Raw genomic sequence first — 14863 nt, 5'->3', positions numbered from 1 at the left:
GTTGGGTCCGTGATGTGGACGACACGGCAAGGACCATCTCGGTGGCACCAGCGACTTCTGTTCGCGGTGCTCGGCGTATCTCTGGCGCTCGGCGCCGTCTCGGTATCGACTTCGGCGGCCTCCGTTGGCGAGGAACGCGCGGTGAACGCCGCCGCGTCCGACCTCGCCATCACCGTCGCGTCCGCCACGACACTGGTCGGCGACGAGAACTCCGCGACCGTTCAGATCACCCCGGCAGCCCGGCGTGACATCGAACTCCAGATCCGGTGGACCAACAGTGGCTGGACTACCACCGACCGGGTCCAGACCGATGCCTCCGGACGTGCGACCGGTACATGGAAGGCATACACGGGGGATGACTACCGGGTGCGCGCCGTTGCGCCGGCGGCGAACGGGCAACCCAGGATCGTGAGTTCCGTCGCGGTGGTGACCGTCAACTACGGCGACACGGTGCCGCCGGACGAGTACGACCCGATGGTGCCCGGTCGCCTGACCGTCAGTCCCCGTGCGCAGAGCACCCTCAATCTGGGTGCCTACCGGGTGCGGGTCACGGCAGGCGTACCGGGCAACGGGTCTCCTCGGGGACAGCGGGGAGTGGGCGTCACCGTCACCGATCGACGTGGCAGAGTTGTGTGGGCCAGCGACCCGGGACGGGCGTTCGTGGGGGCCAGTCGGAACACGGTCAATTGGTACAGCCGGTCGAAAGCCGGTGCGTTCTGGCCGGACGTCGAACGCTCGGCGCGACTGACGAGGCAATCCATCGGCGATGTCGAACGCTCCGGGAACTCAGTGACCATCAGCGGCAAGGTTCGAGGCAGCGGCGAAAGCGCCCGCTACACCGTCGCATTCAAATCCGCCCAGCGTTCGAGAACTGTGACTGCACTGGATATCTCGGTCCGCTTCGCCAGGACGAGTACCGGCCGACGCGTGGACAGTGTGCAACTGACCTCCGGGCGGGGTCGCGATGCAGCGGTGCACGGTCTCGGCGAGCAGTTCCGCCCGTTTGACCTGTCTGGTGAGATCATCCCGATCCTCGTCCAGGAGCAGGGCGTGACCCGAGGTGAGGAACCGGCCGCGCGCATCGTCGACTTCGCCACGTGGGGTGCGGGGAACCTGAACACCACCTACGCGCCGTGGCCCAGTTATGTCACTGCCCAGAAGCGATCGTTCGAGTTGGTGGATGATCTGCGCAGCGGGGCTTTCGCGACGGTCGACATGCGTCGGTCCACACAGATCGCACTCGAGTCGTTCCAACCGGTCATGAACGCGCGGGTACAGGCCGCCGGCACTCCGAAGAAACTGATTGCGGCCCGGGCCGCCGGAACCAAGCGGCCCGAGTTGGCCGGATGGATTCAGCGAGGTGCAGTCCTGGGATTGCAGGGCGGCACCGATGCGGTTCGTCAGATCGTCGCAGACATGCAGGCGGCGAAGACCAAGATCTCCGGCGTGTGGCTTCAGGACTGGGTGGGCAAGCGGGTCACCGACTTCGGTGAGCAACTGTGGTGGACCTGGCAGCTCGACCGATCCACCTACCCCGGCTGGAACAAGATGGTCAAGGATTTCGACAAGCAGGGCATCAAGGTGATGACCTACATCAACCCGTCCGTCATCGACGCCGGCGAGGTCAACGGCCACCCGATCAAGAACTACCTGAAGATCGGGGAACGCAAGGGATACCTGGTCAAGAACCAACTGGGGCAGACCTACATCGTGCAAACCGTGGGCTTCCCGACGGCGATGGTCGATCTCACCAATCCCGCCGCTCGTGACTGGTACGCAGACATCATCGCTGACAACCTCCTCGGGGTCGGAGCGTCCGGTTTCATGGCCGACTTCGGTGAGTACCTGCCTTTCGACAGCGTCCTGCATGAGGGAACCGGAATGCAGCAGCACAATCGGTATCCGCAGTTGTGGGCCAAGACAGTGCGCGAGGGCTGCAAGCGCGGTGGTGTTCCCGATTGCGTGGCGTTCTTCCGCTCCGGCTACACCGGCAGCCCCAAGTACGCCCCACTGATGTGGGCCGGAGACCAGATGGTCAACTACGCGGTCGAGGATGGCCTGAAGAGCGTGATCAAGGGAATGTTGGCCGGGGGCGTGTCCGGTGCTCCCTTGTGGCACAGCGACATCGGTGGCTATACGAGCGTCAACACCGGAGTCACCGACTTCATCCGCCCGCCGAACCTCAATGCGCGCTGGGGTGAACTCGAGGCATTCGGTGTCGTGATGCGTTCGCACGAAACCAACCGTCCGCGGCGCAACCAGCAGATCTACAGCACTGCGACCACCCGGCAGCAGTTCGCTCGTTCGTCGCAGATTTATGCCGCCTTGCACAAGTACCGCGCCGGCGTCATCGATGAAGCCATCGAGCGTGGCATCCCCGCGCGGCGTCACACGTGGCTCGTGTATCCGGGGAGCAAGGCAGCGCGTCAGGACCTGCAGTTCTTCTTGGGTGATCACCTGTTTGTGGCACCGGTGTACGAAGAGGACGCCACGACCGTGGATGTCACGTTCCCTCCTGGCGAGTGGCGACACATCCTGACCGGCGAGGTGTTCCGGGGCGATCGGATGGTCACCGTGGATGCCCCCATCGGGACGCCGGCTGCATTCGTGGAGGTCGGCGATCCGACCGGTGAGGACATCATCAAGGCCATCAAAGCGGCGGGCCTCGATCAATAGCCGGGCTTTCCGGGCGGTGAGGCTTTCCGGGCGGTGGCGTGTGAATCGCGGTCAGTCGCGGTCCTGATCGACGAGGACCAAGGTGAACCGACAGGGTGTCTGCGCGACCAGCGCGTGCCGCTCGCCGGGAGCCAAGTAGACGACGTCGCCGGCAGTCAGTAGGTACTGATCCGTTCCCACCGTGAAACTCAAGTCGCCCTGCATCATCTGCACGGTGACGGCTCGTGGGGATGCGTGGTCGGTGAGCTCCTGGCCCGTGTCCATGGCGAACTGCACCACGCGCAGAAGTTTGTTGTTCACCACGACCCTTGACGTGGTCGCTTCCGCCGGAATGGGAAGTTCGGACCACACCCCAGTCCGTGCCACCGATTCATCCACTTGGCTCGTTGTCATCATCGCTCCCTGATCTCGTCGGCCATTGGTGGCTAATCCATCGTGCGCCCGCTCAGCCGGGGAATGCACGGCTAGTGTGACAGCCTGAAGATCACCCAGGATCGGAGACATCGTGCGCCGTACCTCAACGACCGCCCTCATCGGATCTTTCGCGGTTCTCGCCAGTGGGCTGGCAACAGTGCCATATGTGACCGCCAATGCCGCGACGGGGTCCGCCATGGTCACGACCGTCGCAGACAGCGGCCCCGGTTCACTGCGCGATGCGATCATGCAGGCGAACACGGCCGGTGGCCCGTTCACCATTCAGTTCGGCGTCACTGGACGTATCGCCTTGACCTCCGCCCTGCCCGACATCACCAGTGATGTGGTCATCGATGGCACGACAGCGCCGACGTACGTCTCCGGTGGGCCACCGTTGGTACAGATCGACGCCAACGGCCACGGAGGACTGGTTTTCGGGACTGCCGCGACCGGGAGCATGTCCGCCCTGTCCGTCACCGGGGCATCTGGCGACGGAGTGCAGATTCTCGGCTCGGGCGTTGTGTTGGCGAGCAACTACATCGGTCTGACACCCGCTGGAGTGGCAGCGGGCAACGGCGGCGATGGTGTCGAGCTGGCCAGAGGCTCGGGTGCCAACATGATCGGTGGCAACACCGCCGAAGTCTCGGGCGCCGTCAGCAACGTCATCTCCGGAAATGAAGGTAGCGGCATCCGGATGGTCCGGTCGTCGCAGAACACGGTCCAGGCGAACTACATCGGCACCGACCCGGCGGGGGCGACGGCGGTTCCCAACGGCATCGACGGCATAACCCTCGCCGACAAGTCCACCCGCAACACCATCGGCGGGCGCGCGTTCACCGACTCGGCTACCGGCCAGTCGAACAACCCCACCGGTTCAGAGGGATCCACCACACCGGTGTTCGTCGTGCCGCCGCTGGGCAATCTGGTGTCGGGTAACGAGCGGCAGGGCGTCACGATCAGCGACAGTTCCAGCCGGAACGTGCTGAACGGGAACTTCATCGGTACGACAGCCGGCGGAGACGATGGTCTGGGCAATCGCGGCAATGGCGTGCTGATCGAGGACTCCGACGACAACAAGCTGCAAGGATGCCGGTTCCAGGACGACCCCTTCGTCTACTACAACATCCTGAGTGACAACGGGAAGAACGGGCTGCGGATCTCGAACTCGGACGGAACGGTCGTCCAGGCGAACTTCTTCGGTGTGGCAGCCGACAACACGACACTGCTGGGCAACGGCGGCAACGGCTTGGTCGTCGATGGTGACTCGACAGACACGCAGGTCGGCGGAGTGATCCCGTTGGGCAATGTCATCGCCGGGAACACGGAGAACGGCATCGTGGTCAAGGGCAAGGCCGGAGGCTTCACCACCTTCAACACTTTCGGGGGTCTGCTGGCCTTCAAGGGTGCCGCTCCGAACGGCGAGAACGGGATCCTGGTCACAGCGACCGGAGGCGACATCCTGCTGCGTACGAATGTGTTCTCCGGCAATGACGGCAACGGAATCGAGATCGGCGGTCGGGCCACCGACGTCACGGTGGACCCCAACATCGTCGGACTGAACACCCGAGGTGACGGAGTCCTGTCCAACGGGGCCAACGGGATTCTCGTCACCGACAAGGCCCATCACAACACCATCGGTGGCGACCTGAGGTCGGTCATCCGCCAGAACACACTGTCGGGCAACGACCGCTACGGTCTGGTGATCAAGGGCGAAGCTCACCACAACAAGGTGTTCGACACGTTCATCGGATCCAACATCCAAGGCATCCACAAGGGCTCCTCTTGGCCCCTCGTCGGCAACGAACTCGGTGGTGTTCTCGTCTCCGGAAAGGCGCGCAACAACGTCCTCGGCTACAGCGGTAAGGGTCAGGTGTCCAAGCTCATCAGCGGCAATGACGGCCCCGGCGTCACCTTGAAGTCGAAGACAAAGGACAACAAGGTCGTGCACAACTACATCGGGCGGGATCGTCGCGGTGACTGTCTGCAGAACGAGCGCGCCAACGTGATCGACAAGGGTCGCGGCAACAAGGTGAAGGGCAATTCGACCTGCCGTGCCCTGCGCTGAACCATTGGGCTGGGGAGTGATCAGGCGTGCTGGTGCAGGTCACCCGTGCTCAAAGGAGTGAGGGCTAAGGTTCGCCGAGTGGAGGGACCGATGATCAGGGGACTCGTCGTCGCCACACTGGCGCTCGGACTGTCGGCCTGCGCCGAATCGCAGAACGTGCTGCCTGCGACGACGCTGAGCGCCACCGAATCCGCACAGCCCACGAAGGCCGTGGGTTACCTCGATGCCTGGGCGGACAACGATGTGCGGGCGATGCGACGACAGTCGGCACCCGGTTCACCAGCGCGCGACTTCGCGGGCTACTGGGGTGAGACCTTGGCGGCTGGACGTGTCGATACAGACAGCCCTTCAGTCGTCGCCTCCACTGACATGGCCACCATCCGCTACTCCGACGGAACCGAGTACTACTTCCGCGACTTCGCATTCGACCGACGGGACCGGCTGGAGGCCTGGACTTCGGATCCGGGTGGCCCGCTGGCCGCTCGGATCGTCGGGGGCCCACCGGTGAATGGTCAACTGGGACCGATCGTGGTCCGAGTTCGCTACCAGTACCGCAACACCGACGACGACCTGAGAATCACAGCCGCAGTGATCAACGAGTCGGGGCGCGCCGTGGAGGTGGGAGCACGCGGATACGTCTCCCCGGGGGGTTCACGGGCCAAGGCCGCCATCGGATCCGAGGCTCGTACCGGAATCGTCACCGTGCCTGCTGCGTCCTCCCGACCGGTTGTGATCGCGGTTCCCGATTCGCGGCCAGGTGGGCGCCTGTCGCTCTTCGCCTATCGGGGAGACGGGACGCGGGTCGGAAACGCAGTCATGCAGCTCCCGCAGTGACGACGACCGCCGACGGTGACACGGCGGAGCTGAGCAACCCCTGCCTCCACGCGTCATCCGGGTCAGCCCGCGTTCAGGATCGGCAGCGCAAGCATGGCGGGCACCATCACGACGGCGCCCACACAGATGCTGAGGTAACCGACGATCAAGCCGATCACTGCCAATGTCGTGCCCCGTTGCGGCACTGGGTTCGCGCGGGAGCGCTCGATCGTGTTCAGTGCTCGGTGGCCCACAACGACGGCGAGCACGGCGATCGCGAAACCGACGACGACAGCCAGCAGGGGCAGACTGACCAGAGCCAGTACCAAGCAGGTGACGGCAAGCGGGTTGAATCGCGCAGTGAATGGTCGCCCGGGAGCGTGTGATGCCATGTCGGACCCAGGAATTCCGATGGGGACGTGGTCGACCGATGATCCTGCGGCTGCTGGAATGCCGCTGGACAGCGTGGCTGCCCCGGTATTCACCTGCGCAATCGTTGGAGCGAGCTCGGGCGCCGGAATCCACCTGCTCTCGGCCGGAATCCAGACTTCGGCCGCGCCCGGGATCTGGCCGGAGTGGAGCATGGTCCTGATCTGACCCCCGGAGTGGGGTCCGAAACGACGACCGTGGATCGAGACCCAGTAGCCCATGTCCTGCTCCAACGGTCAGCGTGCCGGCTTCGGTGTCGGCGTCGGTTTTGTGGCCCAACTCGATGCCGTGGCGGGCACCGGCAAGCCGAGTGCCGTCCACTGCGACAGTGAATCCGACACCAATGAGCGGGCGCTGACTGCTGACTTGTCGTGCGCGGCGCCTGACCCCCCGAATCCATTGTCCAAGTACCAGGATCGCAGCCGGCCGATGGTGAGGCGGTCCGCGAGGCCGTGGGCTGTCGTGCGATCCGCCTCAGCGAGTTCGGACGTCTCGCCGGCGGCCCGGAGCCAGCCGTAATCCATGTTGATCTGCAGCAGGTCCCCTTCGGTCTCGAACGTGCTCACCGCGACCACTGTCGGGTCGATCGTCGTCATGGTCACATCGGAAGACAGCGACCGCGCAACGTCGCTGTGTTGTTGGGTGTAGAACGACACGGTGCTTTCAGCTCTGGTGAGGACCTCGAAGAGGTTCGCCGAACTGTAGTCGCACGTCGGTGGCGGACAGTCCAGGGGATCGGCCAGGATCAGGAACACGTCTTGAGCACCGAGGCTCAGGGCGGGTTCGAGCGGGATGTTCATCACGACGCCGCCATCGACGTACACATCGGATCCGATGGGTCGGGCGGGAAACACAGCCGGGACGCTCGACGATGCCAGCAGACCCTCGATCACGCCTGGGACCGGGGATCCTTCCGCCGGTGTCACGGCGTCGCTGTCCACCACGGCGCCGGATTCCGTGACGAATCGTGGACACCCGTCGTTGAGAGCTGTGATCGTGAGGCGCAGCTGCAGATCAGGTCTGGCGATCGCCTTTTCGTCGATAGGTGACGGACCCACTCCCGGTGATTGGCCGCGAAGCGCCTTCTCGAGCGGATCGAGCAGCATCAGCGAGCGATTGTCCGAACCGAGGCTCTTCAATGCGCGGTGCTCGGCGGGCAGGTTGGTCACCAATGAGCGCAGGTCGTCCCACACCTGGCGAAAGGTCAGGGTTGGTGGGCCTCCGGTCGCCAGCACGTCATCGGACATCGTGGGATCAGGTGGGATGACCGGTCGGGTCTTGCCCCGGATCACTTTGGTGATGTCATCGCCGGCCGCGGTGCCATCAAGGGCGGTGAGCCAGGGCTGCTTCGCGAAAGTCGCATCGGGGAGGCTCATGCGCATGATGTCGTCACGCAGCACTCCCGCCAGCCCGGAGAACTCCGCAGCCGAACGCGCCTGGGCGAGAACTGCCGCGCAGATCGACCCGGCCGAAGTGCCGGTGATGATGCTCGGCAGTACGCTCCGCTCGCGAATCAAGTAGTCGACTGCTCCGGCGGAGAACGATCCCTTGGCGCCACCACCCGAGAACACGAACCCGACGCAGCGATCGGCCATTAGTCGTCCTCTCTGCGGTCCAGTTACATTGTCGACCCATCGGCACGCGGGAGTGTGCAGTGGGATGCGGACGTGTCCGGCATTGATGGCCGCGTCGATGCCTCCATCGGACGACTGTGTCTGGCTCGGCGGTCAGGTATCCGATCGGTTGTGGCCGCACCGCGTGGTCCGACGGGATGGGTGACGACCGGAGTGAACCGATGTGGCTGACTGCCGAGGGCGGTCGGGCCATGATGGTGATGTGCTCAGATTCAATCCCGCTGCCCTGGTGATCGCTCCCGCTGTCACGGTGGCGGTGATCGCCGGTACGCCCCATGCTCAGGGGGCAGTGAACACCGTGGGTGTCTCAGCAGGACTCCAGGCGGCCAAGGTCCTGTCGGACTCGATGACAGTCGGTCGCCTCCCGGAACGGTGGACGGGGCGGAGTCTTACCCGACTGCCGACGCACCGCAAAGTCGTCGCCATGACGTTCGACGGCGGTGCAAATGCTGCCGGCGTGCGCCCGATCCTGCGGTCCTTGAGTCGACACGATGTGGCCGCCACATTCTTCGTCACCGGCGATTTCGCGCGTGGTCACCGTGCCGAGATGCGTCGCATCGTGGCCGCCGGACACCGGGTCGCCAACCACAGCGTCAACCACCCTGACTTCCAGGACCTCAGCACGCGGCAACGGGTGCGGCAGATCCGTACCGCGGGACGGCAGATCACGGCGATCACGGGACGTACTCCGGCTCCGTGGTTCCGGTTCCCTTTCGGCAGCTACGACCAAGCGGCGGTACGGACAGCAAATGATCTGGGATACGCCGTGATGGGTTGGACTGTCGACACCCTGGGGTGGATGGGTACCAGCGGTGGTCAGTCAGTTCGGTCAGTCACCCGCAAGGTCATGGCCGGGGCGCGGCCGGGCGCGATCATGATGATGCATCTGGGTTCGAATCCCGACGATGGCAGCACCCTCGACGCGAAGGCCCTGCCCCGAACGCTCTCGAAACTGAAGGCGGCCGGGTACGGTTTCGTGACGCTCGACGAGGTGCTTGCCGCGCGATCCTGACCTCGGCTCGCAACTGTGAGCTCCGGCATGAGGCTGGCTGGACCGGGCTCGCGATACGGCTCAGGGCTCAGGGCTCGTCACCGGGGGATACCGGTGGCTGTTCGGGTGCCGGCCACTTGGCATGGGTGCGGCGCCGACGTCGCACGAACCACATCACAAGTCCTCCGATGATGACTGCCGCGATGAGTAGTGGTGACAGTGCAGCGGCCGTCACGAGCAGTACCTGCCACGACTGGGTGAACGCCGCTGCTGGGGCGTCCCACCAATGTGGGTCCTGTGGTGTGACCTCGCTTTGCAGATCGGTGGGGACCAGAGCAACGGTGATCGTGGCCAGGGCAACGGCATCAGCGAGTTGCGCACGTTGCGCGAGCAGTGACTCCAGCTCGGCCTGACGATCGGAGAGCTCCTTCTCGATCTGCACGACTTCAGAGAGGTTGTTGGCCTGCTTCATCAGTTGTTGCACCCGGGCGACACTCGCGCGTTGGGCATCGATGCGGGCGTCGAGGTCGGTGACCTGTCCGGTGACATCGTCGGCGGTGACATCGACGGCGACCACCTCGCCGAGTTCTCCGATCTGGGCAACAGTGCCGTCGTAGGCGGATGCGGGGACTCGCAGGACGATGGTCGTCACACCGAGTGGGCTCTGCCGGTCGTCGGGAAGCAACGTGCACGGCCGCTCGGGCGTGCACCCGCCATCACCGTTGCCGGTGTCGACGCTTTGCACGTAACCCTCGGCGTCGTCCGTGATGCGGGTAAGTGTCGCAGCTGAGGCCTCGGTGTCTTCGACGACCACGGTGAACCGAGCAGTACGGATGACTTCACGGTCCACCTGCTGACTGTTGGCCGCAGGATTGTTGCCCGCCTGGTCCGTTGACCGGTCGGCCGTGGTGGGAGCCACCAGGGGTGCGGAGTTCTCCGCTGGTGCCGAGCTTCCCGATGTGGCGGTCGAGCAGCCGGTGAGCACAGCCAGGACGGCCACGCTGGCCGCTGCGATCCGAAGGTTCGTCATGGGAGTTCGACGTTCTCCAGGCATGTCAGGATCCCTCGATTCACGTGAGCGTGGGCGGCGATGTCGGGGTGGCCGGGTTGTCACCCCAGGCCCCGGCGGAGTGGTAGGCCGCCAGTAGCAGTGTCGCGACCTGGGGCGCGAGCGCCTCGGCCACAAGGTTGAGCATGATGTCGCGATACCCCTGATCGTGGCCGCTACTGCCGTTGTGATGCCAGTTCACGTGGTGGGCGTACTCGTGCAGCAGGACAAGTTCGGTCATGGCCCAAGCGGCATCTTGTGGCAGGGCGATGGTGTCCGGCGCCATCCAGTGAGCGCGTCCCGGACCCCGACGGTGGCGCAGGTTCGGTGCTGGAGTGTCCGAGTATCCCCAGGAACATCGGCGTACCGCGTTCAGGTAGGCACTCGCCGCCGTGAGATCGCCGAAGCGGCGCTGCCGTGGCACATCGAAGGTGGATCCATGGAAATCGACCACACCACCGCGGTCGAGCACTGCGATGACTTGGTCCTCCGCGGAGTAGACACCGGCACGGGAGGTGTCCCGGGGCGCGTTCATTGCGGCAGGGCCGCCCGTCGACCACCCACCTGCGTGGCCGACCCGAGACGGACCGCGTGCGCATCGCGGGAACCCGCGGCCGATGCCGAGCGGGAGCGACCGATCACGCTGGAGCCCCCCGTCCAGGTGCCGCGAGCTGTGGACGACTGCCGGTAGAAGGAACCGACGGCTTCGTCCTTGGCCCGGAGCGCGAGTGCGGCTCCCGCCTCGGATCCGACGGACTCGGATCCCGAGGACTCCGAGGCTAAGGACCGGTCGGAGACCGCCTGCTCGTCGGCGCGTTGCACCGCGCGGTCGTGGGCCTCGGCCAGCCGCAGGCGAATCGTGTCGATGAATGACGCGTAGTAGGTGGCCCGGGCCGTCTGCTTCGTCATCGGTCGAACGTGACCCCACCCGGCACGCACCACGATCCGTTCGTCGCTGCGCCAGGTGTCGGTCGCCAGGTACTGCTCGCCGAAACGAATCATCTGCGTGGCGATGTGACTCCACAGTTGTTCGGCGGCGTCGATGTCATCCGGGAAACCGTAGGCGATCACATAAGTGGAGTTGTGCGCGATGTCGACGCGCAGGCCGTTGACGGAGGCGACGGCGGCCATCAACGCGATGAGGTGCCGATTGGCGTGGCGCCGCGGCTCACCGATTCGGATGGTGCGGTTGACGGGTTGGGGGGCCCGGACGTCACCGGGGTGCTGCAGGCGGGCCCGTGCCAGCGAAATGGAGTGAGCGGTGGCCAAGGCCTGGGCCTTGTCGAAGTACAGCTGGGCTTCTTCCGGGGTGGCGGAGCGCTCGGCCTTGTTGAGCAGTTTGGCGATGCGTTCGATCATGGGTGAATCCTGCGCTGGGGGTCCGACGGAGGACTTGGTTAGTCTGCGAGTGTGTCCGAGATCCCCACCTTGTCACAGGTCCTCGCTCTGCTCGACCGGCGCGCCGACCCGGCGACGGCGGAGGACTGGGATCGTGTCGGACTCGTCGTCGGGGAGCCGACGGCCAGAGTGGCAACAGCGATGTTCGCGGTGGATCCGCGCCCTGACGTCATTGCGGATGCTGTGGCCTGCGGGTACCGATCTGCTGGTGACCCATCATCCCCTCCTGCTCCGCGGGGTGCATTCGATCGCAGAAACAAGTAGCCGGGGCCGGGCTCTGGCCGCCTTGGTCAAGGCGGACTGCGCCCTCATCACGATGCACACCAACGCCGACCAGGCGCCCGGTGGTGTCAACGACGCACTGGCCGACGCTGTGGGGATGGCTTCTGAACGTGTCCCCCTGCGGGCTCGTCTCGAACCCGGGCCGGTGCGTGTCGTGGTGCACGTTCCGGCGACATACACCCGATCGAGTGGCTCTGGCGCTGTCCGATGCGGGTGCGGGTCGGATCGGTCACTACGACCATTGCGCGTTCTGGGTTGCCGGGACCGGCCAGTTTCAGCCGATGCCCGGCGCCGATCCGCGGATGGGCAGCGTGGGACAGCTTGAGCACGTCGCCGAGGATCGCCTCGAGATGGTCGTGCCCCGGTCGCGCCTCGACGACGCGATCACCGCTTTGCGGGCGGCGCACCCCTACGAGGAGCCGGCCTTCTCGGTGGTCGACAGTGTGGCTCTGCCCAGTCCGACCGGACTCGGTCGTGTCGGAGACGTCCCGGCGACCGACTTGCTGACATTTGTGCAGCAGTTGGCGGCCGACTCTGCCGCCCAATCACTCCGGAGTGAAGTTCGCCGGTGATCCGCGTCGTCAGGTGCACCGGGTCGCGGTGTGCGGCGGCGCGGGGGACTCACTGTTCGAGGACGTGGCCACCGCAGGGGTTGATGCGTTCGTCACCAGCGACCTGCGCCACCACCCCGTCAGCGACTTCATCGCGGACAACGATGTGGCTGTTGTCGACATCCCGCATGCCTCTGGCGAGGCCTTGTGGCTGTCGGCGTGGGCGGACCAACTGGTCGCCGATGCCGCTGCCGAAGGGCTGGCAGTGTCGGCCGCTGCCAATCCGCGCAACACAGATCCGTGGGCCGGACACGTCGCCACTGTCGGGAGATCATCATGAAGGCACGTCCCGGAACAGCGGGCACTGCTGTTGGACCTCCAGGCCATCGACACCGAACTGAATCGGCTGCGGCGCGCCACTGCCCAGCGACAGCAGGCCAACCAGGTGAAAGAGCTCGAGGCGCAACGAGACGACGTGCAACGAGCGGCAGTCGAGGCAGAGATCGCCGAGTCGGACCTCAAAAGGGCCATCGATCGTGCCGAAACCGAGATCGAGCGAGTCCGGGCACGACTGGCCCGTGACCTCGAGATGGCGAACTCGGGTGCTTCGGCCAAGGTCCAGCGCGAACTTGAGCACGAGTTGGGTTCCCTGGAGCGCCGGTTGACGGAACTCGAGGATGCCGAGTTGGAGATGCTCGCCGAGCAGGAGCGGATCGCTGCCCGGCTGGTCCGGCTGCAGGAGCGCGCCGGCGAAATCGCAGGATTGGTGTCCGACGCCCGTGTCGACTACGAGGCGGTGGCCGACGACAGCCGGAGCAAGACGGGTCGGCTCACCGAGCAGCGGTCGGCTCTGACCGCGCGCCTGGACCCGGCACTCGTGGAACGTTACGAGCGCATCCGCCGCGATACGCCTGTGGCGGCGGCACAACTCGTCGGGACCCAGTGCGGAGGTTGTCGCCTGGAGCTTCCGCCCGGCGATCTCGACGCCCTGCGTTCCGCCCCGGAGGACGAGATCCGATACTGCGAGGAATGCGGCTGCATCCTGTTGCCGTGATCGGGCACGGTCGCGGCTGCTCTGCCAAGGTGGGGTAATGACCACGCGACAGGTTCGTCTCGCGGATCGACAGGATGGCCGCGTGCGGGCCGGGCTGCGGGAGGTTCGTACAGAGCTCCAGATTCCCTCGGACTTCCCGGCCGATGTCGCGGCAGCGGCATTAGCGGCGTCACACCGGCACGTTCAATCGGGGCAAGAGGCCCGTGACGCGACCGATGTCCCGCTGGTCACTATCGACCCGGAAGGCTCGGTCGACTTGGATCAGGCTGTCCACGTCGAGCGCAGTGGGACCGGCTGGCGGGTTCGATACGCCATCGCGGACGTCGCCCATTTCGTCAGCGCTGGTGGAGTGATCGACGCTGAGGCGCGGCGGCGTGGACTCACGTTGTACGCACCCGACGGTCGAGTGCCGCTCCACCCGGTGACGTTGGCGGAGGGGGCAGCCAGTCTGCTCCCGGGCCAAGACCGCCCGGCGGCGCTGTGGGACTTCCGCCTCGACGCCGACGCTGCCCCCATCGATGTCTCGGTCACACGAGCTGTGGTCCGGTCCCGAGCGCAGTTGTCCTACGGCGAAGTCCAGACCCGATTGGATGACGGAACCGCGGACGAGATCCTCACAGGGTTGCGTGACTGTGGGCTGGTTGCGCCAGGAGTTGGAGCGCGCCCGCGGGGGAGTCGATCTGCCGGTACCCGAGCAGGAGGTGACCTTCGATGGGGAATCCTGGCACCTATCGTTCCGCGCGCCACTGCCGGTGGAGGGCTGGAACGCCCAGATCTCCCTGATGACGGGGATGGCTGCGGCCGATCTGATGCTGTCCGGCGGTGTGGGCATTCTCCGGACGATGCCGCCGCCTCACCCGCAGGACCTTGCGAGGGTCCGCCGGACTGCCGCAGCGCTTGGCCTCCGCTGGCCGACCGAGGGATCCTACGCGGAGCTGATCCGGGGAGCAGATCCCCGGGAACCGAGTCACCTGGCCTTCCTGTCGCTGGCGACAACGCTGCTGCGCGGGGCAGGTTACACCGCGTTCATGGGCTCCGAACCGGAGTTGTCGACACACGCCGCAGTGGCGGCCCCTTACGCCCATGTCACAGCACCGCTGCGGCGGCTCGTGGACAGGTTCGGGACCGAAGTCGCGCTGAGCGTGTCCGCGGGCCAGGAACCCGCGGGCTGGGTCACCGAGGCCCTGGCTGAACTGCCTGATCTCATGGCGTCCGCGACCCGTACGGCTCGGGCGCTGGAGCGAGAGTCCATCAACCTCGTCGAAGCAGTGCTCCTGGCCGATCGGGTCGGAGAGGTGTTTCCCGCAGCGGTGGTGGATCGCGACAAGCGGAACATATTCTCGATCGTCATTGCCGACCCAGGTGTGCGGGCCAAAGCACGGGGCGATCTTGTCGTGGGGACGAAGGCGGACGTCACCTTGGTGACAGCCGAGCCCGAGCAACGCGCCGTCATGTTCGCCGGCCCTGGCTCCTGACGTTTGTCGTCCGGGCTCAGCCCCCGACTGGTG

The 14863-nt window shown here is 65.7% G+C and carries 16 protein-coding genes; 9 read left to right on the top strand and 7 right to left on the bottom strand.

The features are described from left to right. Window positions 1-12: 12 nt before the first annotated feature. Entirely contained in the window at window positions 13-2676 is a 2664-nt protein-coding gene (locus tag V9E98_16100) for an alpha-glucosidase (protein ID MEI2718486.1), read from the top strand. Window positions 2677-2727: 51 nt separating this feature from the next. On the opposite strand, the gene V9E98_16095 is transcribed toward V9E98_16100, so the two are convergent. Further along, on the bottom strand, window positions 2728-3069 hold the full coding sequence (locus V9E98_16095) for a cupin domain-containing protein (protein MEI2718485.1): 342 nt from the start codon (window positions 3067-3069) through the stop codon (window positions 2728-2730). 112 nt (window positions 3070-3181) lie between these two features. Here V9E98_16095 and V9E98_16090 point away from each other — a divergent pair, with 112 nt between their 5' ends. Both V9E98_16090 and V9E98_16085 read left to right on the top strand, forming a co-directional pair. Next, complete coding sequence (locus tag V9E98_16090) at window positions 3182-5155, top strand: right-handed parallel beta-helix repeat-containing protein (GenBank protein MEI2718484.1); 1974 nt, start codon at window positions 3182-3184, stop codon at window positions 5153-5155. A 90-nt stretch (window positions 5156-5245) separates the two neighbouring features. Beyond that, window positions 5246-5989, top strand: a complete 744-nt coding sequence (locus tag V9E98_16085) for a hypothetical protein (GenBank protein MEI2718483.1) — start codon at window positions 5246-5248, stop codon at window positions 5987-5989. A gap of 62 nt (window positions 5990-6051) precedes the next feature. Here the strand turns inward: V9E98_16085 and V9E98_16080 are convergent, their stop codons facing one another. After that, window positions 6052-6630 carry a DUF4190 domain-containing protein gene (locus V9E98_16080; protein ID MEI2718482.1) on the bottom strand — a complete coding sequence of 193 codons (579 nt, stop codon included), beginning with the start codon at window positions 6628-6630 and terminating at the stop codon, window positions 6052-6054. Window positions 6631-6633: 3 nt separating this feature from the next. Next, window positions 6634-7992 carry a patatin-like phospholipase family protein gene (locus tag V9E98_16075; GenBank protein MEI2718481.1) on the bottom strand — a complete coding sequence of 453 codons (1359 nt, stop codon included), beginning with the start codon at window positions 7990-7992 and terminating at the stop codon, window positions 6634-6636. A 241-nt stretch (window positions 7993-8233) separates the two neighbouring features. On the opposite strand from V9E98_16075, the gene V9E98_16070 reads away from it, so the two are divergent. Then, window positions 8234-9043 (top strand): polysaccharide deacetylase family protein, encoded by an 810-nt coding sequence (locus tag V9E98_16070; GenBank protein ID MEI2718480.1) that lies wholly within the window; start codon window positions 8234-8236, stop codon window positions 9041-9043. Window positions 9044-9110: 67 nt separating this feature from the next. Here V9E98_16070 and V9E98_16065 read toward each other — a convergent pair whose 3' ends face one another. From V9E98_16065 to V9E98_16055, 3 genes are read right to left on the bottom strand one after another with little or no spacing between them, the layout of a single operon-like run. After that, window positions 9111-10076: a DUF4349 domain-containing protein gene (locus V9E98_16065; GenBank protein MEI2718479.1), complete on the bottom strand. Its 966-nt coding sequence runs from the start codon at window positions 10074-10076 to the stop codon at window positions 9111-9113. A 16-nt stretch (window positions 10077-10092) separates the two neighbouring features. Continuing rightward, the gene (locus V9E98_16060) at window positions 10093-10605 is read right to left on the bottom strand and encodes a hypothetical protein (protein ID MEI2718478.1); all 513 of its coding nucleotides are present in this window, start codon (window positions 10603-10605) and stop codon (window positions 10093-10095) included. Next, entirely contained in the window at window positions 10602-11429 is an 828-nt protein-coding gene (locus V9E98_16055; protein ID MEI2718477.1) for a DUF2786 domain-containing protein, read from the bottom strand. Before V9E98_16055 ends, V9E98_16060 begins: the two co-directional genes overlap by 4 nt. 51 nt (window positions 11430-11480) lie before the next feature. Here V9E98_16055 and V9E98_16050 point away from each other — a divergent pair, with 51 nt between their 5' ends. The 4 genes from V9E98_16050 (at window position 11481) to V9E98_16035 (ending at window position 13355) form a co-directional block, all read left to right on the top strand. Then, window positions 11481-11732, top strand: a complete 252-nt coding sequence (locus V9E98_16050) for a Nif3-like dinuclear metal center hexameric protein (GenBank protein MEI2718476.1) — start codon at window positions 11481-11483, stop codon at window positions 11730-11732. Between the two features lie 206 nt (window positions 11733-11938). Beyond that, window positions 11939-12322, top strand: coding sequence for a hypothetical protein (locus V9E98_16045; protein ID MEI2718475.1), 384 nt, complete (start codon window positions 11939-11941; stop codon window positions 12320-12322). After that, a complete protein-coding gene (locus V9E98_16040) occupies window positions 12306-12641 on the top strand; it encodes a Nif3-like dinuclear metal center hexameric protein (GenBank protein MEI2718474.1) in 336 nt (111 codons plus the stop codon). The genes V9E98_16045 and V9E98_16040 overlap by 17 nt, the downstream gene beginning before the upstream one ends. Before the next feature lie 30 nt (window positions 12642-12671). Beyond that, window positions 12672-13355: a C4-type zinc ribbon domain-containing protein gene (locus V9E98_16035; protein ID MEI2718473.1), complete on the top strand. Its 684-nt coding sequence runs from the start codon at window positions 12672-12674 to the stop codon at window positions 13353-13355. Window positions 13356-13524: 169 nt separating this feature from the next. Here V9E98_16035 and V9E98_16030 read toward each other — a convergent pair whose 3' ends face one another. Further along, a complete protein-coding gene (locus tag V9E98_16030; protein MEI2718472.1) occupies window positions 13525-13773 on the bottom strand; it encodes a hypothetical protein in 249 nt (82 codons plus the stop codon). A gap of 208 nt (window positions 13774-13981) precedes the next feature. Here V9E98_16030 and V9E98_16025 point away from each other — a divergent pair, with 208 nt between their 5' ends. Beyond that, window positions 13982-14830: a hypothetical protein gene (locus tag V9E98_16025; protein ID MEI2718471.1), complete on the top strand. Its 849-nt coding sequence runs from the start codon at window positions 13982-13984 to the stop codon at window positions 14828-14830. The last annotated feature ends 33 nt before the right edge of the window (window positions 14831-14863 follow it).

It is taken from the genome of Candidatus Nanopelagicales bacterium, assembly GCA_037045355.1.
Classification (GTDB): Bacteria; Actinomycetota; Actinomycetes; order S36-B12.
The sequence above is the reverse complement of the archived record's forward strand: the minus strand, read 5'-3'. Positions and strand labels throughout refer to the sequence as shown.